Origin of the sequence: Pectobacterium quasiaquaticum (assembly GCF_014946775.2) — a bacterium.
Lineage (GTDB): Bacteria > Pseudomonadota > Gammaproteobacteria > Enterobacterales > Enterobacteriaceae > Pectobacterium > Pectobacterium aquaticum.
On sequence record NZ_CP065177.1, the window covers coordinates 40,564 to 66,407 of the forward strand.

The 25,844-nt window shown below is 50.8% G+C and carries 17 protein-coding genes; 12 read left to right on the forward strand and 5 right to left on the reverse strand.

The window, feature by feature from the left end; translation table 11 throughout:
• The first annotated feature begins 83 nt into the window (after window positions 1–83).
• From IG609_RS00190 to IG609_RS00205, 4 genes are all read left to right on the forward strand, one after another.
• Complete coding sequence (locus IG609_RS00190) at window positions 84–1,712, forward strand: sensor histidine kinase (protein WP_180787218.1); 1,629 nt, start codon at window positions 84–86, stop codon at window positions 1,710–1,712.
• Window positions 1,705–2,430, forward strand: coding sequence for a two-component system response regulator DcuR (gene dcuR, locus IG609_RS00195; RefSeq protein WP_180787217.1), 726 nt, complete (start codon window positions 1,705–1,707; stop codon window positions 2,428–2,430). Before IG609_RS00190 ends, dcuR begins: the two co-directional genes overlap by 8 nt.
• A 127-nt stretch (window positions 2,431–2,557) precedes the next feature.
• Entirely contained in the window at window positions 2,558–3,463 is a 906-nt protein-coding gene (locus IG609_RS00200) for a hypothetical protein (RefSeq protein WP_193400328.1), read from the forward strand.
• Entirely contained in the window at window positions 3,447–3,713 is a 267-nt protein-coding gene (locus IG609_RS00205; RefSeq protein WP_039317590.1) for a hypothetical protein, read from the forward strand. Before IG609_RS00200 ends, IG609_RS00205 begins: the two co-directional genes overlap by 17 nt.
• Window positions 3,714–3,860: 147 nt before the next feature.
• Here the strand turns inward: IG609_RS00205 and IG609_RS00210 are convergent, their stop codons facing one another.
• A complete protein-coding gene (locus IG609_RS00210) occupies window positions 3,861–5,204 on the reverse strand; it encodes a 2-hydroxycarboxylate transporter family protein (RefSeq protein WP_039465531.1) in 1,344 nt (447 codons plus the stop codon).
• Window positions 5,205–6,646: 1,442 nt separating this feature from the next.
• On the opposite strand from IG609_RS00210, the gene dppA reads away from it, so the two are divergent.
• From dppA to dppF, 5 genes are all read left to right on the forward strand, one after another.
• Window positions 6,647–8,254: a dipeptide ABC transporter periplasmic-binding protein DppA gene (gene dppA, locus IG609_RS00215; protein ID WP_193397244.1), complete on the forward strand. Its 1,608-nt coding sequence runs from the start codon at window positions 6,647–6,649 to the stop codon at window positions 8,252–8,254.
• Between the two features lie 230 nt (window positions 8,255–8,484).
• The gene (gene dppB / locus IG609_RS00220; protein WP_193400330.1) at window positions 8,485–9,504 is read left to right on the forward strand and encodes a dipeptide ABC transporter permease DppB; all 1,020 of its coding nucleotides are present in this window, start codon (window positions 8,485–8,487) and stop codon (window positions 9,502–9,504) included.
• A gap of 13 nt (window positions 9,505–9,517) precedes the next feature.
• On the forward strand, window positions 9,518–10,420 hold the full coding sequence (gene dppC, locus IG609_RS00225; RefSeq protein WP_116163903.1) for a dipeptide ABC transporter permease DppC: 903 nt from the start codon (window positions 9,518–9,520) through the stop codon (window positions 10,418–10,420).
• Window positions 10,421–10,433: 13 nt separating this feature from the next.
• Window positions 10,434–11,414 (forward strand): dipeptide ABC transporter ATP-binding protein, encoded by a 981-nt coding sequence (gene dppD, locus IG609_RS00230; RefSeq protein ID WP_014917083.1) that lies wholly within the window; start codon window positions 10,434–10,436, stop codon window positions 11,412–11,414.
• Entirely contained in the window at window positions 11,411–12,421 is a 1,011-nt protein-coding gene (gene dppF / locus IG609_RS00235) for a dipeptide ABC transporter ATP-binding subunit DppF (RefSeq protein WP_193400332.1), read from the forward strand. Before dppD ends, dppF begins: the two co-directional genes overlap by 4 nt.
• Before the next feature lie 61 nt (window positions 12,422–12,482).
• Here the strand turns inward: dppF and IG609_RS00240 are convergent, their stop codons facing one another.
• Window positions 12,483–13,733 carry a valine--pyruvate transaminase gene (locus IG609_RS00240; RefSeq protein ID WP_193400334.1) on the reverse strand — a complete coding sequence of 417 codons (1,251 nt, stop codon included), beginning with the start codon at window positions 13,731–13,733 and terminating at the stop codon, window positions 12,483–12,485.
• Window positions 13,734–14,125: 392 nt separating this feature from the next.
• Between IG609_RS00240 and IG609_RS00245 the strand changes: the two genes are divergently transcribed.
• From IG609_RS00245 to ggt, 3 genes are all read left to right on the forward strand, one after another.
• Window positions 14,126–15,334: an aldose 1-epimerase family protein gene (locus IG609_RS00245; protein ID WP_014917073.1), complete on the forward strand. Its 1,209-nt coding sequence runs from the start codon at window positions 14,126–14,128 to the stop codon at window positions 15,332–15,334.
• Window positions 15,335–15,496: 162 nt separating this feature from the next.
• A complete protein-coding gene (locus tag IG609_RS00250; protein WP_193400336.1) occupies window positions 15,497–16,408 on the forward strand; it encodes an EamA family transporter in 912 nt (303 codons plus the stop codon).
• Between the two features lie 77 nt (window positions 16,409–16,485).
• Window positions 16,486–18,279 carry a gamma-glutamyltransferase gene (gene ggt, locus IG609_RS00255; protein ID WP_193400338.1) on the forward strand — a complete coding sequence of 598 codons (1,794 nt, stop codon included), beginning with the start codon at window positions 16,486–16,488 and terminating at the stop codon, window positions 18,277–18,279.
• A 48-nt stretch (window positions 18,280–18,327) separates the two neighbouring features.
• Here ggt and IG609_RS00260 read toward each other — a convergent pair whose 3' ends face one another.
• From IG609_RS00260 to IG609_RS00270, 3 genes are read right to left on the reverse strand one after another with little or no spacing between them, the layout of a single operon-like run.
• Window positions 18,328–18,711, reverse strand: a complete 384-nt coding sequence (locus IG609_RS00260; protein WP_193400340.1) for a hypothetical protein — start codon at window positions 18,709–18,711, stop codon at window positions 18,328–18,330.
• On the reverse strand, window positions 18,708–24,074 hold the full coding sequence (locus tag IG609_RS00265; RefSeq protein WP_193400342.1) for a DUF637 domain-containing protein: 5,367 nt from the start codon (window positions 24,072–24,074) through the stop codon (window positions 18,708–18,710). The genes IG609_RS00260 and IG609_RS00265 overlap by 4 nt, the downstream gene beginning before the upstream one ends.
• A 38-nt stretch (window positions 24,075–24,112) precedes the next feature.
• Window positions 24,113–25,795: a ShlB/FhaC/HecB family hemolysin secretion/activation protein gene (locus IG609_RS00270; RefSeq protein WP_193400344.1), complete on the reverse strand. Its 1,683-nt coding sequence runs from the start codon at window positions 25,793–25,795 to the stop codon at window positions 24,113–24,115.
• Window positions 25,796–25,844: the final 49 nt, after the last annotated feature.

Genomic DNA, 25,844 nt, shown 5'->3' on the forward strand with positions numbered 1-25,844 from the left:
ACGGGGCGTATGCATCACGGCACGCGAAACGCGACGAAACAGTATAAGATAACGGTGTGATGATGGTGGTTTCGGAGAGTGACATGGGCAAGAAAAAGGCACCGCTAAAGCTGGGAACATCGGTGTTTCTGATGGTGTCGGTTGTGCTTGGTGCGGTGTTGCTGGTGGTCTATTCCTTGCTGTTTTTTCGCATTAATCAGCTTTCAGAAGATCATCTGCGAGAAAAAGCCTTTGCCATTGCCCGCACTTTTGCCGCCTCTCCCGTGGTGATTGATGAACTTAAAGGGATTGGTCGGCCTGAGGAAGTGCAGATCGCGGCGGAGACGATCCGACTGCGTAATCAACTGCTCTTCGTCACCGTCACGGACATGGATACGGTGCGCCATAGCCACCCTGAACCGGAAAGAATTGGTGAACATTTTGCCGGTCGGGATATCTACCCAGCGCTGTTGGGTATGGAAAATACCGCCATCAACCGGGGGACGCTCGATCCCGCGCTGCGGGTCTTTACACCGGTTTTCGACAGCAACCATAAGCAGGTTGGCGTCGTCGCGCTGGGAATTGCCTTAACCAGCGTGCAGAAGGTGATCAGCGATAACCGCTGGATGATTCCCTGGACGCTATTGGCGGGGGCGCTGGTCGGCTGGCTGGGCACGCTGATTCTGGTGAAGGTGCTCAAGCGCATTATGCTGGGATTCGAGCCGTTTGAGATCTCAAACCTGTTTGAACAGCGTAACGCGATGCTCAAACATATCAAAGAAGGCGTTATCGCGGTCGATCAGCATGGCCGGATTACGGTCATCAATGATGAGGCGCGACGGCTTTTCCGGCAGAATAAGCCGCAGGGCAGTGAAACGCCGGCTCCGAAGCCAGCCGAACGCGTCAGCGACCAGTGGCTTGAGCATTTGCACCTGAAACAAGTGCTGGAGAGCGGTACGCCGCGGCGTGATGAAGAGATTAACTTTAACGGCCACCTGCTGCTGACTAACACCGTTCCGGTTTTTGTGAAGGGCGACATTATCGGCGCGATTGCGACATTCCGTGATAAAACGGAGATCAGCCAACTGCTACAACGGTTGAGCGGGATGTCCTACTATGCGGATGCGCTGCGTGCGCAGTCGCACGAGTTTATGAACAAGCTGCACGTTATCTTGGGGATGCTGCACTTAAAGTATTACTCGCAGCTAGAAGACTATATCCTGAAGACCGCCAATAATTATCAGGCGGAAATTGGCTCGATTATTCGTAAAGTGAAATCGCCAGTGATTGCTGGCTTCCTGTTGGGTAAAATCAACCGCGCACGCGATCTCGGCATTACGCTCTCCATCAGCGAGGAGAGTCTGCTGCCGGATACTGATGATGTCGATGCCACAAATGAATTGATTACCGTATTGGGTAATCTGATTGAGAATGCGATGGACGCGATTGATCGGCAGGAAAACTGTGAAATCAGCGTGAGCTTTCATCATCAGAGCGGGCGCCTTCACTGTACCGTGGGGGATGACGGCCCCGGCATTTCACCGGAGAGTCAGGCGCGCATTTATGAACAGGGATTCTCTACCAAAGGCAGCGGGCGCGGTATCGGCCTGTACCTGACCAAGCAGAGTCTGGAGAAGATTGGCGGCACTATCGAGTTTGAATCAGAACCTGAGGTGTACACCCAGTTTTTCGTTACTATTCCTTATCAAGCAAGGCTGTTTGACCATGATTAATGTACTGATTGTTGATGACGATGCCATGGTTGCAGAGCTTAACAAATCTTATCTGAACCAGGTTTCTGGATTTAGCTGCTATGCGACGGTTCCCACGTTGCAACAGGCGCGAAACCTGCTGATGCAACCTGACTCGGAAATCGATTTGGTACTGCTGGATATTTACATGCAGCAGGATAATGGACTGGATCTGCTGCCGACTATCCGTGAATTCAGCGAAAAGACGGACGTCATCATCATCTCGTCTGCCAGCGATGTGTACACCATCAAGAAAGCGCTGCATTACGGTGTGGTGGACTATCTGATTAAGCCTTTCCAGTTCTCGCGTTTCGAACAGGCGTTGACCGCCTATCGTGAAGAGGCGAACTTGTTCAAACACCGCGATTTTGTTGGGCAGTCGGATATTGATAACCTGATTCGTCGTACCAGCGGTAGCACGGTTAGCGAACGTAAGAAATTACCGAAAGGGCTGACCAGCCTGACGCTGCGTACCGTCTGCGAGTGGATTGAAGGCAATCAGGGCATCGAGTTCTCTACCGAAATGCTGGCGAATGCGATTGGTATATCCCGCGTCTCCTGCCGTAAGTATCTGATCTATCTGTCTGATACTGGCATCCTGACCACCAATATCCTGTACGGCTCTACCGGCCGACCGGTTTATCTGTATCGCCTGCTGCCAGAAAAACAGGACTCGCTGCGCCAATACTGTGAATTGTGAATAAAAGGCTGTGAATAAAAAGCGGTAAGTAAATCGCGCTGAATAAGGTAAACAGAGACAAGGCGGGAGCAATCCCGCCTTGTGCTATCACAATTCAGTGACGATGAAACCAAATGGAGTTGGTTAAGTGGAACACGATAAATTTATGCAGTACGGCCGTGGGTTAGGGTTATGGCGGAATCCACGGGAAAATATTAAGCCTGACCCAATAAATTACTTCAGGGATGACCCGATTTACCTCACCCCCTCAAAAGGGGAATGGATTAATCAGAGCCAAGAATGCAAAAAAGAAAATAACCCATTAGAAAACGGTGTATTTATCTGGACAGAAACTAAGGGGACAGGTCACGCCTTTGTTTCCATTCATGAGGGTAATAGTGCTTCTGTTTTCACTTATGGCCGCTTTGGTAGACGGTCTGGTATTGTCGGGGCTGTCGGCGATGGCATCTTAAATTTTTTGCAGTTTGAAGATGCCAGAACGTATTACCGAGAAGAGCTGTACAAGATGGAGGCGAAGGCATTCATCATTACAGATGCAGATCCTACGATTGCAAGAATGTACTTTGAAAAGTTGTGGCGTTCAGGGGGAAAGGCAAAAGAAACTCCATCTATGAGGGATAGTACCAAAAGAAATGGCCACACAATTGATCAATATGATGTGACAGGGGTTAACTGTACAACCCATGCAACAAAAGGTGTGAAGATTGCGGGATCACAGATATTTGAGGGAGGATATACGACTCACTCTCAGATACGGATTAATTACGAAGAAGATTTTGCCGTGCCGGTATCGCTACAGCGGTATTTAGAACGAAAAAGCGCTGAGTCATCGATGCTTGTTGTTGATATGACGAGTGAGTTTAGAAAACAGCACCCCAATATTAATGGGTTTAACCCTCTAGATGAATCAACAATAAGAATGAAAGCTTTTCGAGCTGCCGCTGAGATAGCTTCTGGTGTTGGCAAGGTGTCGCCTTATTCTGGTGGTACTGTCGGGGGATTATTAGAAGGGATGCATGATGTTAACAAGTGAATGTAAGACGGTTATGCGCTGGGGAGGAATAGCATTAGTAACCTTTGTATATTATCTGTGGCTCTTTCTTGCTATTTTTCCGTTAGATGATAAAGGGGACATGCCACTGGGTAAGGTGGTTACTATCGAATATCATGAGGCTGTTATAGAAAATATTTATAAGGCCACAGATAATGTCCTTGAGGTTGCTTTAATTGGTTTTCCTGTGTGCATGACTCTGATTCTGATCATTTTCAAGAAGGTTAGATAAGAACGCGGTTGATGGGGTAGCGGAGCGCGGTTCTGAACTTGTGACACAGATAACGGCATAGCTGAAACGCTGTGTATACGGGCTTAAATGGTTTTTCTCATTCAGAATAAGGTTTCCCCCTGATTGAGGGAAACCGTGATACTGAGATTAAGCAACCCAGCCCAGCAGCAGCGTTGCGGCGATGACGGTAGATGCGCCGCCGATACGGGTAGCGATCTGTGCGAACGGCATCAGAGACATACGGTTAGAAGCAGACAGAATAGCCACGTCACCCGTACCGCCCAGTCCGCTGTGGCACGTGGTTACGATAGAAGCCTCAATCGGGTACATGTTCAGGTAAGGTGCAATCAGGAAGCTCACCAGCGCCATGGACAGCACCACAGAACCACAGACGATGACATAACCCACAGAGAATACCGCGACGACGCTTTCCAGCGGGATATACAGCATGCCAAGCCCGATCATCAGCGGCCACACCAGAGAACTGGATACGAACTTGTAAACGCTGTGCGCACCAGTTTCCATAATCGCTGGAATCACGCGTCCGTATTTACAGAACACGGCGATCAGAATCATCAGCACGGGGCCTGGGATGTGTACCAGTTTCTCAAACAGGCCACCGACGATGAAGAAGGCGCAAATCATCAACAGTCCGCCGCCCATCAGGTGAAAATCAACCGGTTTTGGTGCCTCATTGACGGCAAACATCGCGTTGTCTTCATCGCTGCGAACCAGACGGCCCTCGCCGTTCAGATCTTTGCGGCGCATCCCCAGACGAGACAGCACGCCGGCACACAGAATCGCGAAGATGTTGCCGACGACGGCAGCAGGCGCTAACTGAGCCACATACACATCTGGGGTTTGTCCCAGAATGGCAGAGTAGGCGAGAGATAATGGCAGGATGCCTTCACCAATACCGCCGCCGATGATTGGCACGATAATGAAGAAGAAGGTGTGATAGAAGCTGTAGCCGCACAGTTTACCGACCAGTAAACCGGTTGCCAGTGCGGTTGCGGTGCCGATGACCAGAGGAACGAACATGCGCACCATCCCCTGAATCAGGATTTTGCGGTTCATACCCAGAATACTACCGACCACCAGACAAGCGATAACGAAATACAGGAAATTCGCCTCTTTCATCAGCAGGTGGACGGTTTTCATGGTGTTGTCGTTGAACAGCTCAAAATACACCATCACGGAAGGCACCATCAGGCACAGAATGGCCGGGCCACCGATATCTTTGAACACGGGAATATTGCTGCCAATGTGTGCCAGTAAAAAACCCATCGTCATGATGACGGCGAAACCGCCAATCATATTTTTAGGCAAATATCCTTCGTAGGCCGCGATAGCGACAATGGCGGCAATCGCCATAAAAAGTGCAACGGGAACGGAGCCGATTTTCTTTTTAAAAAATCCCCCGATAAACGATTCTTGTGTTTCCAGAGCGAGATCGTTCTCACATAAAATATCAGTTTCAATTTTTTTCATTATATTCACCCTGCTAGGACAGTTGGTACAGAAAGAAATGACATACCTGCCGTGTAATATCGTTGAGGATATTGGTAACGCATCGTTATCGACGCATTTTATTGGCTTTTGCTTACCGATATCGGTATGGATATCGAGCCTTGCTAATGCCAATGGCGGCGGTATGTTTATTATCAAAAAGAAGAAAAATACGTTTTTTTGTTTTTTATCAGTTAGTAACAAAAAGATAATGAATGGTTGATGTTATTTAACAATGAATCCTGTTGAAGGGTAATCTAGCATGAGGAAATGTTAAAAATAATACGTTAATTACGTATTTGTGAACTTATCAGCAACTCTATTTTAAATAACTTATATTATTTTTTTGTAATTAAAATAATCCATTGAGACGGGGTGGGGAATTAAAACAGAAGGAGAGGTAACTCACAGAGTGAAAAATACCACTTTATAGGAATAAGTAAATAGCGTGTTTTGATTTTAGTGAAAATATTTATTTAACTAAAATAGCCAATTAATTATTGAGCAATATCATTGTCTCGCGGCTCGCCACCCTGGCGACCCTACTGCGAACAGAATGCGTCCTCAACCCTGCATCAGTTGCCTTTTTATCTAACGGATGTCTTCAGCAACGGATTTCTGGTAACGGCTATCCCACAGATAAACAACGCTGGATAAGGCCAGTTGGAGGAGGGGGAAAAGGCGTTTCTTCTGCCCCATAGAGTTTTTTTATGTAGCGTAGATAGTCATTTGTCTACTTATAGTAACGTGGTAAATATCAGAATTTCTTATTATCTGTCAGGATTTTCACCTGCCGTTAACGTTTTTAACAAAAAATAGTGCTCAAATCTTGGACATGTAAGACCAGATAACTATAGTTTTTTTAATGGTGATAATTTCTTTATGTCCGCATTGTATCAGTTTCTATCGCTGTTTTTTCATAAAAAAACAGGGAATATGCCTTACTTGAGGTGATGAACTTGTATTTTCTATTTTAAGAAAATGTAAGGAAATTTTGTAAATCCTTACGGCTTATATTGACGTCACCGCCATCTGTTGAGAAATTGAGGGCGTCATAGGGATATAAGGAGGAAAGCAGCGGCTTGTCTGAATGATTCTACGTCTTCATCCAGCATCCGTGAGCGGGTTGTGGCGCTTCAAGGTATACGTTGTAGTTATTATGACTATATCTAGCAGTGTGCGACTATCGGTTGTGGCAATCACCATTCCTCTCCCCATTATTTTAATTTTGCCTTCGGGCGACAGGGTACAGACCACAGTTCTTAAAAATACAGGTCTGGCCAACCATACCCAATTGATTTCGAGATGCAGGACGGACTATCAGCGCTGTTAGCCACTACGTTTTTAACGACAGTATTAACGCGTATGCAGCTTGGAGTATGGCGGGTATAGCACACAACATCATCCACAATGGAGCACACGTAATGGAAAAATCCCTAGTTAAATCAAGGGTGTTGAAGTTCGGCCTTGGCTTGCTCGCCATGTCCGTCGCTGCAGGCGTTCAGGCAAAGACGCTGGTGTACTGCTCAGAAGGCTCCCCGGAAGGTTTTAACCCACAGTTGTTCACCTCCGGCACAACGTTTGATGCCAGCTCTATTCCTATTTATAACCGCCTGGTGGAATTTAAAGACGGCACCACGGACACCGGTCCGGGTCTGGCTGAAAAATGGGATATTAGCGAAGATGGCAAAACCTACACCTTCCATCTGCGCAAAGGCGTGAAATGGCAAGACAGCAAGGATTTCAAACCTTCTCGTGAATTCAATGCCGATGACGTGATTTTCTCCTTCATGCGTCAGCAGGATGCCAACCATCCGTACCACAAAGTATCTGGCGGCAGCTATGAATACTATCAGGGTATGGGTATGCCAGAGCTAGTCAGCAAAATCGAAAAAGTTGACGACTATACCGTCCGCTTTGTGCTGAACCGCCCTGAAGCGCCGTTCTTGGCAAACCTGGCAATGGACTTCGCTTCCATCATGTCAGCGGAATATGCGGATAAGATGCTGAAAGCCGGTACGCCAGAGAAGATTGACCTGAACCCAATCGGTACAGGCCCATTCCAACTGCAGCAGTACCAGAAAGATTCCCGTATTCTGTACAAAGCCTTTGAAGGCTTCTGGGGCACCAAGCCGGGTGTTGACCGTCTGGTCTTCTCCATCACGCCAGATGCGTCTGTGCGTTACGCCAAGCTGCAAAAAGACGAATGCCAGATCATGCCGTATCCAAACCCGGCCGATCTTGCGCGCATGAAAGAAGACAAAAACATTACGTTGATGGAACAGCCGGGCCTGAACGTTGGCTACCTGTCTTACAACGTTGAGAAAAAACCGCTGGATAACGTCAAGATTCGCCAAGCGCTGAACTATGCAGTGAACAAGTCTGCCATCATTGAGGCGGTCTATCAGGGTGCCGGCCAGGCCGCAACTAACCTGATCCCGCCGACCATGTGGGGCTACAACAACGACGTTAAAGACTACAGTTACGATCCTGAGAAAGCGAAAGCGCTGCTGAAAGAAGCGGGTATGGCTGACGGTTTCTCTATCGACCTGTGGGCAATGCCGGTACAGCGTCCGTATAACCCGAACGCGCGTCGTATGGCGGAAATGATTCAGTCCGACTGGGCGAAAGTGGGCGTGAAAGCCAAGATCGTCACCTACGAGTGGGGCGAGTATCTGAAGCGTGCGAAAGACGGTGAGCACCAGACCGTGCTGATGGGCTGGACAGGCGACAATGGGGATCCAGATAACTTCTTCGCGACCCTGTTCAGCTGCGATGCGGCTAAAAATGGCTCCAACTACTCCAAGTGGTGCTATAAGCCGTTTGAAGACTTGATCCAACCGGCGCGCGCCGTTTCCGATCACGAAAAACGTATTGAACTGTACAAGCAGGCACAGGTTGTGATGCACGATCAGGCTCCGGCGCTGATTGTCGCGCACTCCACCGTGTACGAGCCAGTGCGTAAAAACGTGAAAGGTTATGTGGTTCAGCCACGTGGCGTGCATAGCTTTAACAACGTGACGTTGGATTAAGTCAGCCACTCGATTTTCACGGACATTAAAAACCCCGACCTTGCGGTCTCTCGTTAGAGGAGCCGTGGAGGCGGGGTTTCTTGCCCGTTAAATTTTATGGTGGACTTCCTGCCATCACCCTGTGGGCCGTCGCGCACGACGTTAAAATCGCATCTGGCGATTTTTTATCTGTGAGCAATGATAAGCCTGATGGCCAATGAGCCAACGGGCATGAATAGAGAGTTCGGGATATGTTGCAGTTCATACTCCGGCGTTTGGGGCTGGTTATCCCAACGTTTATTGGTATCACCCTATTAACCTTCGCGTTCGTGCACATGATTCCGGGCGACCCGGTGATGATCATGGCGGGGGAACGGGGTATTTCCGCCGAACGTCATGCGCAATTGCTGGCTGAAATGGGGCTGGATAAGCCGCTTTGGCAGCAATACCTCCACTACATTGGCGGTGTGATGCAGGGCGATCTGGGGATCTCCCTCAAGAGTCGCATCCCCGTGTGGGAAGAATTTGTGCCTCGCTTCAAAGCGACGCTGGAACTGGGTATCTGCGCGATGCTGTTTGCTATCGCAGTGGGGATTCCGGTTGGTGTGCTGGCTGCGGTCAAACGCGGTTCCATTTTCGATCATACCTCTGTTGGCCTGGCGCTGACGGGCTACTCCATGCCTATCTTCTGGTGGGGCATGATGCTGATTATGCTGGTTTCCGTTCAGCTCAATCTGACGCCCGTCTCGGGACGCGTCAGCGATACGATTTTCCTTGATGACAGCATGCCGCTAACCGGCTTTATGCTAATCGATACCCTGTTCTGGGGCGAGGAAGGCGACTTTATCGACGCGGTTGAGCACATGATCCTGCCTGCCATCGTGCTGGGTACCATTCCACTGGCGGTGATTGTGCGTATGACGCGCTCTGCGATGCTGGAAGTGCTGGGTGAGGATTATATTCGTACCGCTCGTGCCAAAGGGCTGAGCCGTCTGCGTGTGATTGTCGTGCACGCGTTGCGTAATGCGATGCTGCCAGTGGTAACGGTAATTGGTTTACAGGTCGGTACCATGCTGGCCGGGGCGATCCTGACGGAAACCATTTTCTCCTGGCCGGGGCTGGGACGGTGGTTAATCGATGCGTTGCAGCGTCGTGACTATCCGGTGGTTCAGGGCGGCGTACTGCTGGTGGCAACCATGATCATTCTGGTGAACCTGCTGGTCGATGTGCTCTACGGCGTGGTTAACCCACGCATCCGTCACAAGAAATAAGGGGAAGGCTAAGATGACACACGTCACTGAACCTGTTGTAAATAGCGCACCGAAGCCGATGACCCCGCTACAGGAATTCTGGCACTATTTTAAACGTAACAAAGGGGCGGTTGTTGGCATGGTGTATGTCGTGCTGATGCTGATTATCGCCATTGGTGCCAACGTGTTGGCTCCGCATGCGCCCGCCGAGCAGTTCCGCGATGCGCTGCTTCGTCCGCCGGTCTGGCAAGAGGGCGGAAGCTGGCAGTTTATTCTGGGAACGGACGACGTCGGGCGTGATGTCCTGTCCCGTCTGATGTACGGCGCACGCCTGTCGCTGCTGGTCGGCTGTCTGGTCGTCGCGCTGTCGCTGGTGCTGGGCGTGATCTTCGGCCTGCTGGCCGGGTATTTCGGCGGTGTGGTCGATGCGCTCATTATGCGTATCGTCGATATCATGCTGGCGCTGCCGAGCCTGCTGCTGGCGCTGGTGCTGGTGGCCGTCTTCGGACCTTCGATTGTGAATGCCTCGCTGGCGCTGACCTTCGTGGCATTGCCGCACTATGTCCGTTTGACCCGCGCGGCGGTGCTGGTGGAAGTTAGTCGCGATTACGTCACGGCTTCACGCGTGGCGGGAGCGAGTTCGGCGCGTCAGATGTTCGTTAACATTCTGCCTAACTGCCTGGCACCGTTGATTGTGCAGGCTTCTCTCGGCTTTTCTAACGCCATTCTCGATATGGCTGCTTTGGGTTTCCTCGGTATGGGTGCACAGCCGCCAACGCCAGAGTGGGGCACCATGCTGTCGGACGTTTTGCAGTTTGCGCAAAGCGCCTGGTGGGTGGTGACGTTCCCCGGTCTGGCAATCTTACTGACGGTATTGGCGTTTAACCTGATGGGGGACGGCTTGCGTGATGCTCTCGACCCCAAACTCAAGCAGTAGTAGAGGTAGAGAGATGGCGTTGCTCAATGTAGATAAACTGTCGGTTCACTTTGGTGATGAGGATCTGCCGTTTCGTGCGGTCGATCGTATCAGCTACCAGGTGGAACAAGGTCAGGTCGTCGGTATCGTCGGGGAATCCGGCTCCGGTAAGTCTGTCAGTTCGCTGGCGATTATGGGACTGATTGATTACCCCGGCAAAGTGATGGCCGACAAGCTGGAATTTAACCAGCGTGATTTAACAAAAATTTCTGAGAAAGAACGGCGTAATCTGGTGGGTTCTGAAGTCGCGATGATTTTCCAGGACCCGATGACCAGCCTGAACCCGTGTTACACCGTGGGCTACCAGATCATGGAAGCCATCAAGGTGCATCAGGGCGGTAACCGCAAAACCCGTCGCCAGCGTGCGATTGACCTGCTGACGCTGGTCGGGATTCCCGATCCAGGTTCGCGTCTTGACGTGTATCCGCACCAGCTTTCCGGTGGGATGAGCCAACGCGTGATGATCGCGATGGCGATCGCCTGTCGGCCGAAGTTGCTGATTGCCGATGAACCGACCACGGCGCTCGATGTAACCATTCAGGCGCAAATCATCGAACTGCTGCTCGAATTGCAGCAGCGCGAGAACATGGCGCTGATCCTGATTACCCATGATTTAGCGCTGGTGGCCGAAGCGGCACACCACATCATCGTGATGTATGCCGGGCAGGTCGTGGAATCAGGCAAAGCGGCGGATATTTTCAGCGCGCCCCGTCATCCGTATACCCAGGCGCTGCTGCGTGCGCTGCCGGAGTTTGCGGCGGATAAATCCCGACTGGCATCGTTGCCTGGCGTGGTACCGGGTAAATATGACCGCCCGAACGGCTGTCTGCTAAACCCGCGTTGCCCCTATGCACAAGACCGCTGCCGTCAGGAAGAACCTGTTCTGCGCGATATTCCTGGTCGTCAGGTGAAATGTCATACACCGCTGGATGATGCGGGGAGGCCAACCTTATGAGTGAACTGAACGCACCATCGCAGCCGTATTTGCTGCATGCGATTGATTTGAAAAAACACTATCCGGTGAAAAAGGGCTTTTTCGCACCAGAACGGATGGTGAAAGCGCTGGACGGCGTTTCCTTTACGCTGGAACGCGGTAAAACGCTGGCGGTGGTCGGAGAGTCCGGTTGTGGAAAATCCACGCTGGGTCGCCTGCTGACGATGATCGAAACCCCGTCTGATGGCGAACTGTACTATCAGGGACAGGATCTGCTGAAGCCTGATCCGGTGGCACAGAAGCTGCGTCGGCAGAAGATCCAGATCGTTTTCCAGAATCCTTATGGATCGCTGAACCCGCGTAAGAAAGTCGGCCAGATCCTGGAGGAACCACTCCAGATCAACACGGAACTGTCAAAAGCTGAGCGTCGTGAAAAAGCGTTGGCGATGATGGCAAAAGTGGGGCTGAAAACGGAGCATTACGACCGTTATCCGCATATGTTCTCTGGCGGCCAGCGTCAACGTATCGCTATTGCTCGTGGATTGATGCTGGACCCAGACGTGGTGATTGCTGATGAACCCGTTTCAGCGCTGGACGTGTCGGTTCGTGCGCAGGTGCTGAACCTGATGATGGATTTGCAGCAGGACCTGGGGCTGTCTTACGTCTTCATCTCACACGATCTGTCCGTGGTCGAACATATCGCTGATGAAGTGATGGTGATGTATCTGGGCCGCTGTGTGGAGAAGGGCAGTAAAGATGCCATTTTCAACAATCCGCGCCACCCGTATACGCAGGCGTTACTTTCCGCGACGCCGCGCCTGAACCCGGATTTACGCCGCGAACGCATCAAGCTGACGGGTGAACTGCCCAGCCCGCTGAATCCACCGCCGGGCTGCGCGTTCAACGCTCGCTGCCAGCGCTGTTTCAGTACCTGTACACAGTTCCAGCCGCAGTTGAAAACCTACGGCGAGCAGCAGGTCGCCTGCTTCGCCGTCGATCAGGACGAACAGGGCACCGCTGTAGCCTAGTTTGCCTTCGATGCCCCACGCTGCTTTGATGGAGCGTGGGGGCATCTCTGTCAGCGGCGACTTAGCTTTCCTGCATCGCCTTTTCCACTTCTTCAGCCAGAATCGCAATACCGCGTTCGATTTTTTCCGGCTCTGGCACATAGTTCATGCGCATGCACTGGTGAGCGTGCGGCCAGTCCTGATCTAAGCCAGGGAAGAAATGGTGACCCGGCACCATGAGGACGCCGCGTTTTTTCAGGCGTTGGTACAGAATTTCCGTCGTGATAGGCAGATCCTTAAACCACAGCCACAGGAAGATTGCGCCTTCCGGTTTATGAACCAGGCACTGCTCAGGCGACAGGTAACGACGAATAATTGCGATAGTTTCCGTCACGCGCTGTTGGTAGAACGGGCGTATGACGCCATTAGATAAGCGCAGCAGATCGCCACGCTGAATCATCTCGTGCGCCAGCGCTGGGCCGATTGCGCCGGGAGACAGGCTAATGATGCCGTTCATGTTGCCGATCGCCGAAATCACCTTTTCATCTGCAATCACGATACCGCAGCGTGAGCCGGGCAGACCCAGCTTGGACAGGCTCATGCACAGGATGATGTTCGGGTTCCACAGCGGCGTCGCATCGCTGAAGATAATGCCGGGAAACGGCACGCCATAGGCGTTATCAATCAGCAGGGGAATGTTGTGCTGCTGCGCCAGAATATCCAGACGCATCAGCTCGTCGTCGGTCAGCACGTTACCGGTCGGATTGGTCGGGCGGGATACGCAGACCAGCCCGATCTCATCGGTAATCGACAGGTGATCGAAATCGACGTGATATTTAAATTGCCCTTCGGGTAGCAGCTCGATTTGAGGACGAACGGAGACGAACATGTTGTCGTCTAGCCCGGAATCTGAATAGCCGATATATTCCGGTGCCAGCGGGAACAGCACCTTTTTCAGGCTGCCATCGCTGTGGCGACCGGCAAATAAGTTAAATAAGTAGAAAAACGCACTCTGGCTGCCATTTGTTAGCGCAATGTTCTGTGGTCCAATCTGCCAGCCTAATTCATTACTCAGCAGCTCGGCCAGCGCCTTAAGCAGCGTATCCTTACCTTGCGGGCCGTCGTAGTTGCATAGCGCTTCCGTTAATTTCCCTTGTTCCAGCATATCCTGACACAGCTGTTTGAAGTAGCTGTCCATCTCCGGAATATGCGCCGGATTGCCGCCGCCCAGCATGATGGCGCCTGGCGTACGCAGCCCTTCGTTCAGATCGTCCATTAATTGAGTGATGCCAGCGTGGCGCGTGAATTTTTTGCCGAAAAGAGAAAAGTTCATAGTTTAGTTATCAGTGGTCGTACACAGGTTACCGGCAACCATAGCGCTTGCGCCAATAGGGTGCAATGTGGTCAAAAAACAGACTGGTAATTTTTTATCCCGCGTAGCGTTTAATATTCAGAATAACTTGCTGACTCTAACCTGAGCGTGGAAATGATTTCAGACAGTCGGCTTTATTTTGCTGAAACGTTTTCAGCTTTTACCGATCGATATCTCAATAATTCTGCAATCATAGATGCTATTCATAGTGAATTAGTGATGCTAATTGGATAAATAACGCGACAATGCCGAATTTTTCCATCTGGTGATAGCTATCACATTCTGACCATTCGCTGATTTGTAGTCTTTAGCTCGCATTAGCTAAAACAATTCAGCAGAGAGGGATGGTTAACATGAAAAAATTACTGGCTATAGGCATTACACTGGCGCTGACATCATGGCAACTCTCGGCGCAGACGTTTGTGCTGACAGATGCTGAAAGCAGTGTGGAAAAGGGAAACTGGCAAATTGGCAGTGATGCCCTGAAGATAAAAAATCAGCATTTCAGCATTGAGCAAAAAGTCCTGCACGGCGGACGTCAGGAAGGCAGTAAAGTGATCACGATTACCAGTCAGGACGGCCTGAAAATTGCCCTCAGCCCGACGCGAGGGATGAACTTGCTGCATGTGACGGGAAAAAACATCCGTTTGGGGTGGGATTCGCCGGTTGATGAGGTCGTCAACCCGAATACCATCAATCTGGAAAGCCGTAACGGACTGGGCTGGCTGGAAGGTTTCAATGAGATGATGGTGCGCTGCGGCTTCGAATGGACGGGGCACCCGGTCGTCAGCGAGGGCATGATCTATACCCTGCATGGCCGCGCGGGCAACACGCCAGCGTCAAAAGTGGTGGTGGAAGTCAGCGATACTGCACCGCACACCATTACGGTGCGCGGCCTGCTGAAGGAAAACAGCTTCAAGAAGTCGAATCTGGAAACCTGGACCGAGCTGCGCTACGTCCCCGGTAGCGAGTCGTTCACCGTGCACGATGTGCTGACCAACAAAGCCGACTACGCGCGCGACTATCAGATTATCTACCACAGTAATTTCGGTACGCCGATTCTGGAAGAAGGCGCACGTTTCATTGCGCCGGTAAAAGACATTTCTCCGTTTAATGACCATGCCAAAGCAGGTCTGGCAACCTGGCAAACCTACAAAGGGCCGACAAAAGACTTCGATGAAATGGTGTTCAACATTACACCGTATACGGATGCACAGGGTAAAACGCTGGCGGCGCTGGTGAACAAGGCGGGAGATAAGGGCGTGTCGATTGCCTTTGACACCCATCAACTGCCGCTGCTGACGCTGTGGAAAAACACGGATACGGAAAAACAGGGCTACGTCACGGGGATCGAGCCCGGTACTAACTACGCCTATCCGGTTACGATTGAACGCGAACAAGGACGGGTCAAAAAGTTACAGCCCGGCCAGAGCACGACATTTGAGCTGACATACAGCCTGTTGAGTAGCGCTGATGCGGTACAGAAAACGGAGCAGAAAGTGAAAGCCATTCAGGGTGACAACAAAACCACGCTGACGGAAAAACCCATCGCCATCGAGTAACGCTATCTATGCCGGCCACAGAATCTGGTGGTCGGCCATCTCACGTCATGGTTACGCTTAGTCATTGTCACGTAACGCCATAATTATCTTTTCTTATCCGTTTTTTCATTTTACGCGTACCTTGAGGAAGGTATCTGTTACGTATTTGATCAGGGGATGAGGATGTCGTTGAAAGATGCGCTACTTGCGCTTTGTGTTGTCGTGCTATGGGGCGTGAACTTCGTGGTGATCAAGGTTGGGCTGAACGACATGCCGCCTTTCTTACTGGCCGGGCTACGTTTTTCGCTGGTGGCGCTCCCGGCAATTTTCTTTGTTCCTTTCCCACGTATTCCCCTGAAATGGCTGCTCGCCTATGGCATGACAATCAGCTTTGGTCAGTTTGGCTTTTTGTTTCTCGCCATCAAGCTGGGCATGCCTGCGGGGATTGCCTCGTTGGTATTACAGGCGCAGGCCTTTTTTACACTGCTGGTTGGTGCGGTTTTGCTGTCGGAAAAGCTTCGCTGGAATCACGTTGTCGGCATTCTGGTGGCGGCGCTAGGGATGGTGGTGCTGGCAGAAGGTCGCACAGCGCTGCAAATGTCGTCCGGAATGACTACCACCACGCTGCTACTGACGCTGGCGGCGGCGCTGTCATGGGCGGTGGGCAACATTATCAATAAAGTGATCATGAGCCAAAACAGCGACGTGCGCATCATGTCACTGGTGGTGTGGGGGGCGCTGGTGCCTGTCGTGCCGTTTTTCATCAGCTCCTGGCTGTTTGAAGGTCGGGACGCGATTGTCCATAGTTTAACGACCATCCAACTACCGACGATATTATCTCTGGTTTATCTGGCAATTGCGGCAACCATCATCGGCTACGGGATTTGGGGAAGCCTGCTGGCGCGCTATGAAACCTGGCGTGTGGCACCTCTGTCGCTGCTGGTGCCGGTGGTTGGGTTGGTCAGCGCCGCCGTGTTCCTCGGCGAATCTCTTTCATTATTACAAATTGTGGGCGCGCTGCTGATTATGGTCGGCCTGCTGGTGAATGTGTTTGGCGCGCGGTTACGTTCATGGCTGCCTGCGCGGCCGTTGTAGCACAAGGCTGAACGGCTAAGGATCATGGATGTGCGATAAAACGCACCCAGTGAAATCAATGGAATAAAGGGGTCTTCATGAGAATAAGAAACGCAGCATTGGGAAGAGCGGTATCGGGAAAATGGTTGCTGTCGCTGAGCGTGGCGGCGCTGCTAGTGAGTGGAACCGCGCAGGCGGCGTCTGCCCCTGCGGTGGAAGCGAAAAACGGTATGGTGGTCAGTTCGCAATATCTGGCTTCGCAGATTGGCGTCGATATCCTGAAAATGGGCGGCAATGCGATTGATGCCGCCGTGGCCGTAGGTTACGCGCAGGCGGTGGTAAACCCCTGCTGTGGCAATATCGGCGGCGGTGGATTTATGACGCTGCACCTGGCCGATGGGAAAGACACCTTTATCAACTTCCGTGAAACGGCACCTGCGGCAGCTAGCGCCAACATGTATCTGAAGGCTGATGGGAGCGTGAAAAAAGACGCGAGCCTGTACGGCTATCTGGCCGCTGGCGTACCGGGAACGGTGCTGGGGCTGGATACTGCGCTGCAAAAATACGGCAAATTGACGCGCGAACAGGTGATGGCACCGGCGATTAAACTGGCGCGTGAAGGCTTTGAGCTTACGCGAGCGGATACCGATATTCTGGACACCACGGTAAAGCGCTTCAAAGCCGATCCTGAAGCGGCGCGTATTTTCCTGCGCCCTGACGGCAGCGCGTTGCAGCCCGGCGATAAGCTGGTGCAAACCGATCTGGCGAATACGCTGGCGGCGATTGCCGCGAAAGGGCCGGATGCTTTCTACAAAGGCACGATCCCACAGACGGTGGAGAAGGCGGCAAAGCAGGGCGGCGGCATTCTAACGGCGGCTGATTTTGCCGATTACCGCATTACCGAAACGGCACCGGTAACCTGTAACTATCGCGGTTATCAATTTGTCTCTTCTCCGCCGCCCAGCTCCGGTGGCGTCACGATGTGTGAAATTCTCAATATTGTCGAAGGTTACGACATTAAATCGGCGGGCTTTAATTCGGCGGCTACCGTGCATGTGCTGACGGAAGCGATGCGCCACGCGTACATGGACCGCAACACGTATCTTGGCGATCCGGCGTTTGTGAGTAATCCCGTCGAGCGCCTGCTGAGTAAGGACTACGCTGCTGAAATTCGCAAACAAATCGAACCGGAGAACGCGACGCCGTCCAAAAACGTGCAGCCGGGGATTGGCCCACACGAGCGACCGGAAACCACGCACTACTCCATCGTGGATAATCAGGGTAACGCGGTGTCTACCACGTATACCGTGAATGGGCGTTTTGGTTCGGTGGTGATCGCGCCGGGTACGGGCTTCTTCCTCAATAACGAAATGGATGACTTTACCGTGAAGGTTGGCGAGAAAAACCTGTACGGACTGGTGCAAGGGGAACGTAATTCGATCGCCCCCGGTAAGCGCCCACTTTCGTCCATGAGCCCGTCGCTGGTGACGAAAGACGGCAAAGTCTTCATGGTGCTCGGTTCACCCGGCGGTTCGCGCATTATCACCATCACGCTGCAAACGGCGCTGAATATCATCGACCACGGCATGGCACCGCAAGAAGCGGTGGACGCACCGCGCATCCATCATCAGTGGCTGCCGGACGAGGTGTATTACGAACAGCGCGGGCTGTCTGCCGATACGCTGAACCTGCTGAAGCAGCGCGGCTACAAGATGGTGGAACAAACGCCTTGGGGGGCAGCGGAGCTGATTCTGGTCGGCTTACCGGGTGCGGCGGGCGTGACGCCTGCGGATTCAGGCAATGACTCGGCGGTATCTGGCAAAGTACGTGAAGGTTACCTGTACGGCGCAAATGACATGCGCCGCCCGGCCGGAGCAGCGATAGGGTATTGATTTTACTTTCCTATAAGTTAGCAGCCCGAAAGGGCTGCTCTGTCTGCGTTATTCTGATTTTTTATCAATTAACCCTAATAAAGACATATCATAGAGAAGATCTGATCTTTCCTCCTCGGTAATATCTTGGGTTAGTTTATCCAAACCTTGATTTGAGAGGATACTGTTTATACTGTTACGTAAATTTTTTTCAACCTGTTGTGGTCCCCTTCCTGCCATTAAAACCAATGTGACCACGTCGAGCATTAGGTTTTCTATATCTAATGCATAGGCATTTTCAAACTGATAGTATGCATAGCCGATCTCTGACTCATGTTCAGCCCATCTTTCACCTCGGCGATTAAACGACTCAATTTTATTCCTGCAATAGGCATAATAATATCTTAAAAGAGAGTTTTTAATTTCTTCATAATTAATTCTTTCCTCTGTCATTTTTTTGCTCCTGGTCTCAATGTAATCCCGTTGTTGTCAAGTATTTTCACTTCAATCCCAGGGTATCTTTGCTGAAATTGCTCTACAACTCCTAAGCAACTTCCACAGGCTGGACGCTCTGTAAAGATAGTAACCGTTCCTTTAGCTGATATATTACCAGCTAATTTGTCTGAAATATTATCCAGTATCTTATATTCTGAATCCGTATTTCTGGCTATTATAAACCCCTTATTATTAGGTATCTCTTGGTATTTGAAACTCTCACTTCCTTTACCAACTAAGCCATTACCGGATACATTCACACCACTATGCGCAGCTAGTGTTTTTGGAATGCCGGGGATATTAATATCTGCGACGGCAACATTACCACTACGTTTGGGATCTGATGGTAGTCCTGCTCTTAAATCTGTCACCTGCTGCCTAAAACCAGCCGCTTGCTGTATGGTCTTCTCATTAACCAGATAACTTTTCCAGCCTGCGGTTGGCGTCACGAGGCTTTTTGACAGGTATTGATTACCGACGCCTGCCTTGCCTATGCCTGCGAATGTACTCGCTATCGAAATACCAAAACCTAAAGTTTCTACTGTGTCCTTAGACCAGCCCGTCATCTGGCTAAAATTTTCAATCCATCGGTTTCTGGCAAACATCTGACCATCAGAAATGCTGTCGCCTGTAGTATAAGTAAACAACTGTTCCATGTCATAACCAACATAGAGCGGGTAATTACTTGTGCGTTGCCGATCTTTTTGCACCCAATAATTGGCGAGTATTCCATCTTCTTCGCGCGTTGTGGGGTACATTTCCATCAACATTTCGTATTGCTGGCGTTCGGCAGAATCTAACGATTCCTGCGCCACACAGTTAACTTTGCGGCAGGACGCAGCCAACAGGCGCATTTCCTTTTCATTATTACCTTTGGCAAGTTCTTGGATGGCCTGAATTTCATCAAGGTGTAATTGCCGGTTAAAACGTTCAACAATTTCAGCAGCGCTGGCACCGCTATTGACGCCACTGGCTTTGCCTGTGGCAACTGCTCCCATAACTGCACCTGCAAAGCGGCTGATTTGAGCCTGTTTTTCTTGCCATCCCTCTGATTTTACAAGATTATCGTTGATTATTATGCCCGCCAACTCTGCTGCCAGCGCACCAGCCGCAGCGCCTTTGACGTTACCACCGCTGATTTCAGCTGCTACGCCTGCGACAACGGCATGACTGAGCGTCTTGCCCGGCACGCCAAGGATAGTGCCGTTATCCCCAATCAGTTTTGCACCTTCGGCATTGATCTGGCTGCCGATATTGCTCAGGAGTGCCGTGGTGAAATTATCTTTGAAGCTACCGCCGTTAATCGCGGTGCCGATGCTGGAGCTGATAACTGACTGTCCGGCGACACGTTGCGCCACCTTACTCCAGTCACCGTTGCTGAGCATGGGTAGCTTAGCCTTAGCGGGGTCGATTACGGTTGTGCCGTTAGTGGCCTGACTAAATTGCATGACTTCATCGAAGCCTGCTAATGCGCCGCCGATCACCATTGAGGTAACCAGTGATTTGACCGAGTCGCTGCTGCTCATGGCCTGGAACGTTTTGGACAGGTTGCCTTTGTTATCCACCAGCGCGACTGCTGCCTGCGAGGTCAGTGCCGTCATGCCTGAATAAGCTGCACCGTTTACGACAGCGATTGTTGTCGCGCTGGCTCCCGTTCCCACAGCACCAGCTGCCATGTTACCTGCGGCGGCAGCCAGCCCCGCTCCTGCGGTTACCGCCGCAACGGCAATCGCAATCACGGCTCCAACAACGGGGTTCAGGCTTTGTGTGGTGTGGTTCCAAGTACTGTAGGCATCTTGTACCGTGTTCCATTGCACATCTGTGCGGCTGTTTAAATCCTTAAGCCAGGCAGTGCCGGGGTTGTTGCTCAACACCAAAAGAGCATTTTGCAGGGACTGCGCATTCTGGGTTTTTGCATCAGCAGTAATCCCGCTGGCGGCATCAAGAGTGAGTTGGCCGCCAGAGTGAATACTTGGAAGCAACCAGGTGTCTTTGGTATAGCCTTTATCAGCACTCTTAATGAAGAACCCTTTTGAAGTGGTGATCGTCTGCTCGAATGCGGTGTCCTTGACCGCCTTAAAGTTGATACTGCCTTGAGTACTGGTCAGTTTGGCGTTCTTGCCCGCGTTTATTTTGCTGGCTTCATAGGTGCTGTCATCACGGCTGAGTAGATTAATATCACCGCCAGCAGTGAATTCTGTCACTTTATTTGTCACATTGTGGCTGATTTGTCGAATGGTGGTTTTCTTGCCGTACCACTTGCGCTTGGTGGTGGTTTTTTCGTAATGGCTACTTTCTTCCGCCGCTTGTGCGTAGAGGAAACCGCCTTTGGCGGCCGCATCTAATGCACCTTTAGCGATAAGCTGGGTCGCCTGGAAGAGAATGCTGCCGTTGGATAACAGGGTAAGTATTCCACCACTGTTTAAAACGGCATTTTTTTGCGTGACGGACTCGCTATATTCGTTGTTTCCTTCTCGATAGATATGATTAACGACGGCATTAAATTCCATTTTTCCGCCAGAACTTAATGTCATATCACCACCGGAAGAGAAATCGGTTCCTGTTGCGATAAATTCGCCATTGGAAGCTATCGTCAGGTTTTTTCCCGCATGAACTTTGGCAGTAACATTTCGGTCGTCTTTATTATTGTCGTTCTGGCTATCAATGGCGGAGTAGGCTGTAGCAAGCAATTTTAGGCTATTGCCTGCGAGCAGGGTTGTGTTGCCATTGGAAGATAAGGTCGCTGATTGTGCAAGCAAGTCTTTTCCGCTGGAAATTAACAGCTGGTTTCCGGCGCTGACGGTACTACTAAGTTCTGCCTGTCGCGAGTTGACAAATAATTCTTCGGGAACGGCGTTAAGTACCCTCGGGCTCAGATTGATATCAGCCCCTGCTGTCAGGTTGATATCTTTTGTTGCATTCAGCGAAACACCTGCGATATCCAGCGTGTTTCCAGCATTGAACGTAATACTGCCTGTTGAGCTAATGCGTCCAAGCAGGTTAAAGATGTCATTAACGCTTTTTTGCTTTTCGGTATTGATGAGCGTTACACCCAAACGCTGTTGATTGAGGTGTATATCATCATTCTTGATGGTCAGATTATTACCTGCCAGTAATGATGTATTCTGGTTCTTGGTAATGTTGGCTCCATCCAAAACGATGTCTTTTCCTGACTGAATGGATAAGTCTCCTTCGGCGTTTAACGTACTGAACTGACGAGAACCATCTGTTGCATAATGTCGGACAGCATTGTCTGAATAAATATTGACATTTCCCTCTCTGCTGGTCAGGTTGATGTTTTTGCTAATGATGTTGCTTTGTTTGGCATCAATGTTGTTTGTAGCCAGTAGTGAAGTTGAATTCTTTGTATTCAGTGACGCATTATCTAAGATAATATTTTTTTCTGAGATAAGCACAATATCATTGTCTGACTTCACTCCTCCTGAAAGATGAATATTTCCCGCATTGAGTAGTATATCACTCGCCGAAATAGAGGCGACTTCCCCACTTTCTCTGCTCTCCGATATTTCTGTATTCTCGTAAGGTTTAGATTGTTCAACAGCGATTGAGTTTTTAAAATCAGCAGTTAGTGTTCCCTCTGAAATAATACTTGCGAGGAGATTTTCCTTCTGATCCCATGAAAATGCTTCTGCTGTATGTTTAAACCGTGTTACTCCTCCCATCTGCATTTCATATGGATAGTCATTTGATAATAATTCAGGTTTTAACTCGTATAAAATTGGATTTTTGGAGAATAGGTTATATCTATCGACAACGCCGATTCTCATACTTTTATTAAACAAATCATTTCCAGTTAATACTATATTATGCACGGAGCGTATTGTGCTGAATTTGTTATTTAATAATGTTGCATTTATATATGCATCACCACCTACTGAGATCAGTGATGACAGAGTTTTCGCTGTACCATACTCTTTTCTTTCCACATTTAAGTTGGATATAGTTTTAAAATCTACAGTGTTAAACCATGTTTTGGGTTCTTCTGGAGAGAATGCGCCTCTGACGTGGAAAACAACTGGCCCAAAAGGTTCGATATGTCTATTCTGCCAACCTAGTCGGTCGTTAGATATTCTGGATTCTGTTGGTAGGATATTATTTTCAGTAACATTAATACTATCAATGATATTATCTAACTGTCCCGTACGGATAACCATGTCACCTGTTTGGGTCTTTATAGTCCCCGAGCGGTTTTCGACCTTAACGCCTTTGTTTCCCGTCGCGTCTTTCTGAATCCACAGGTTATTGTTGGCCTGAATGGTGGCCTGCGTGTTGGTCAGGCTATCGTTGAACAGGCGCATATCCTGGCCTGCGACGATATTCCCTTGGTTATTTAATGTGGTACTGGCAAGCGTGATATCGCGGTCGCTTTTCACCGTATTGCCTGCGGCGATATCGACCTGCTGTGCATTCAGATTAATATCGGTTTTCGCGTGCACATTACCGAGCTGGATTTTACCTTTGCTGTCTAGCGTAATGCCTTGCTGAGAGCTGGTCAGGTTAGCGACGTTCGCACCAACGCCATCCTCGGTTGCCACGAGCCGGATGCGTTCAGCGTACATCCCGCCGAGTGCTTTGGTGTCGATTGCCAGTAGTGGTTTTGCACCTTCTCCGGCGATAGGAGCGATCGTGCCGGTTTTGAAGTCAACCCGATTGCTGCCTTGAGTCAGTGTTAGGCTTTTCGCGTTGATTTTGCCGTTCAGTTCGGTTGCCCGGCTGAGGATATCGACATAGTCCGTTGCTGAACCGTCCAGGCCTTTGCCACCAATGGTGATGCTGCCTTTTTTAACTTCCAGCGCTTCAAGTGCGCCTTGCTGATCTAAAACCGGTTTACCCGTCGTCAGCGTGGCTGAAGGCGTATTGATGAACCCGCATCCGTCACAGGTGATGCCGTTCGGGTTAGCAATCAATACGTTGGCTTTATTCCCGAATACTTCTATTTTCCCTTGCAGGTCTGAGCGGGTGGAGCCCGTCACCTCGTTGATAATCAAATCGGCCGCTTTGCCATTGAGGTTGGCGTTAGCGTTTAACTGTCCGGCCAACTGCGATTGACCTGCGGCAATGCTGTTATTTAGCACGGCACCAGGTGTTCCGACGCTGAAATCTTTATAGGTATTGTGAGAAACACCTGCCGCATTTGGCGTCGCGATATTGATGACCGGGACGGCACCCGCGTTGTTGACCTGCGTACGAGGGCCGTCTGGCGTGAGCGCCGCGAATGCAGGGTGTAAGGGCTGAATCGCGGTCAGATAGATCAGCAGGTAGCTAAGTCCGCGTGTGGCGCGGTTATTGAATTTTTCCATGTGACTTTCCTTGTTTTCCTTTTGCTGTGAATAAATTCTTAATCAAAAAGTGCTGTAACGGGGAGGGAGACGTTCCAGTAAACAACGGCGTTATCGGGATGGAGATCGTCCGGGAAATGCAGCGGTACGCCGAGCGACACGGATTGGCTTACCCAACGTGAAGACGCGGACAGACCAACGGAAGCGCCGGTCATATTGCCGCCATCAACTTTGCCGGTTTTCCCGGCGATCCATCCGCTATCCACTGCCGTTGTGAGCGCGATATCGCCCAGGAACGGCAGCGTGGCGAATTGCCAGTTCACTTCGTTACGCCAGTAGAAACCCCGATTGCCGGTCAGCGTTTGTTCCTTAAAGCCCCGCACGGAATACTCGCCGCCGAGCGAGACGCGTTCGCTGGTATACAGGTTGTCCGGCGTGGTTTGGCCGTAGAGGGAGGTCAGGAAGGTCAGCGAAGGTGCAAGCGGGTAGAAATAGCTGCTGCTGACGCTAAATTTACGGAACTCGCTGCGTGGCAGGCCACTGTTTTCCTTTGTGTCATCCGTCGCGCCCCAGCTCCTCAAGCCGTGGCTTAGCATCGGGTTGAGCGTAAAATATCCACCTGCCAGCGTGGTGCTGTAGCTGAGTCCAATACTGGCGCTGCTGACCGTAGGGCTGCTGACTTCAAGGCGTTCGCCTGCCATGCGGTTCTCGGTGCGTCGACGAGAAAGCGCGCTATCCAGCGCCAGCTTTTGCTTCCCATCCCGATAGAGCGTTCTGTTGAGGCTTAGGCGGTGGGTATTGCTTTGGCCTTCATAGCGATACGCGCTGCTGCCAATCGGGATCGGCTGGAAAAAGTCGTTCCAGGCGTATTGATAGCCGAGCGTCCAGTAGCCATAAGGCAAGGACATCCCGCCCGATAAGGCTTTGCTGCCGTAGCGATGGTTGAATGCGCTATCACGGCTGGCGGTGAGCCACCAGCGGTCAGCGAGTCGCAGCGGGTTATCGAGCGTGAGATGAGTGGAAAGTTGTTCGCGGCCCGTGCTTTTTTGTCCGCTGTTGTCCGTGCTGAGAGACAAGGCCACAGGGCGGGATTTTGTGGTGCGTTTTAGATAAACAATCGAACTTCCGGCTTGTTTTCCCGGCTGAATATCAATCGCCACCTGTTGCGAAGGCAGGCGATTAAGCTGTTCCATCCCTTGTTCGATATCGCGCAGATTAAGAATACGTCCTTCCAGCCCGGGGAATGCCATCTTGATTGCGAGTGGTGTTTCCCCTTCCATGCGAATCGCTTCAATCTTCCCCTCGCTGACGCTGATGATGAGCGTGCCGCCGGAGAGGTCTTGCTCCTGTAAATAGGCCTGACTGGTGACAAAGCCGTGATTGAGGTAGGTGTTGGTGGTTTCCCTCACGACGTTATGGATGGTGGCTAAATCAAGGCAGCGATTTTGGTAGCGTTGCTGGAGAGCGGCCCGATCTTTCGTCGAGAGAGTGTTTGCACCGTGAAAGACAATGCTTTGGATGGGGAAGCAGACGGCATCTTTTACTGTTGGTTCAGTGACCGTGGGTATCGTTAAGTTGGTGTTGTTTTCCAACGATAAACGCTGCTGCTTGGCCTGCTCCAATAATGCTTTTTGCTGGAGTTCTAGCGCATCGCGATCCGTTGGGCTGATGGCAGTGGCGGCAAAGGTTGAGCTGCTGACGCTCAAAAAAATAAGGCTTATAAAAGAAAGGGTTTTACACAAAATGAACGCAATCCTTACGTTGATTTACATTTTGCGCTTATATACACAA

Bases quoted from the DNA above. Each gene is read 5' to 3' on its own strand.
- IG609_RS00250 (WP_193400336.1), top strand. From the start codon at position 15,497: ATGTCGTTGAAAGATGCGCTACTTGCGCTTTGTGTTGTCGTGCTATGG.
- IG609_RS00265 (WP_193400342.1), bottom strand. From the start codon at position 24,074: ATGGAAAAATTCAATAACCGCGCCACACGCGGACTTAGCTACCTGCTG.
- dppA (WP_193397244.1), top strand. From the start codon at position 6,647: ATGGAAAAATCCCTAGTTAAATCAAGGGTGTTGAAGTTCGGCCTTGGC.
- IG609_RS00205 (WP_039317590.1), top strand. From the start codon at position 3,447: ATGATGTTAACAAGTGAATGTAAGACGGTTATGCGCTGGGGAGGAATA.
- IG609_RS00240 (WP_193400334.1), bottom strand. From the start codon at position 13,733: ATGAACTTTTCTCTTTTCGGCAAAAAATTCACGCGCCACGCTGGCATC.
- dcuR (WP_180787217.1), top strand. From the start codon at position 1,705: ATGATTAATGTACTGATTGTTGATGACGATGCCATGGTTGCAGAGCTT.
- IG609_RS00190 (WP_180787218.1), top strand. From the start codon at position 84: ATGGGCAAGAAAAAGGCACCGCTAAAGCTGGGAACATCGGTGTTTCTG.
- dppB (WP_193400330.1), top strand. From the start codon at position 8,485: ATGTTGCAGTTCATACTCCGGCGTTTGGGGCTGGTTATCCCAACGTTT.
- IG609_RS00210 (WP_039465531.1), bottom strand. From the start codon at position 5,204: ATGAAAAAAATTGAAACTGATATTTTATGTGAGAACGATCTCGCTCTG.
- dppD (WP_014917083.1), top strand. From the start codon at position 10,434: ATGGCGTTGCTCAATGTAGATAAACTGTCGGTTCACTTTGGTGATGAG.
- dppC (WP_116163903.1), top strand. From the start codon at position 9,518: ATGACACACGTCACTGAACCTGTTGTAAATAGCGCACCGAAGCCGATG.
- IG609_RS00245 (WP_014917073.1), top strand. From the start codon at position 14,126: ATGAAAAAATTACTGGCTATAGGCATTACACTGGCGCTGACATCATGG.
- IG609_RS00260 (WP_193400340.1), bottom strand. From the start codon at position 18,711: ATGACAGAGGAAAGAATTAATTATGAAGAAATTAAAAACTCTCTTTTA.
- dppF (WP_193400332.1), top strand. From the start codon at position 11,411: ATGAGTGAACTGAACGCACCATCGCAGCCGTATTTGCTGCATGCGATT.
- ggt (WP_193400338.1), top strand. From the start codon at position 16,486: ATGAGAATAAGAAACGCAGCATTGGGAAGAGCGGTATCGGGAAAATGG.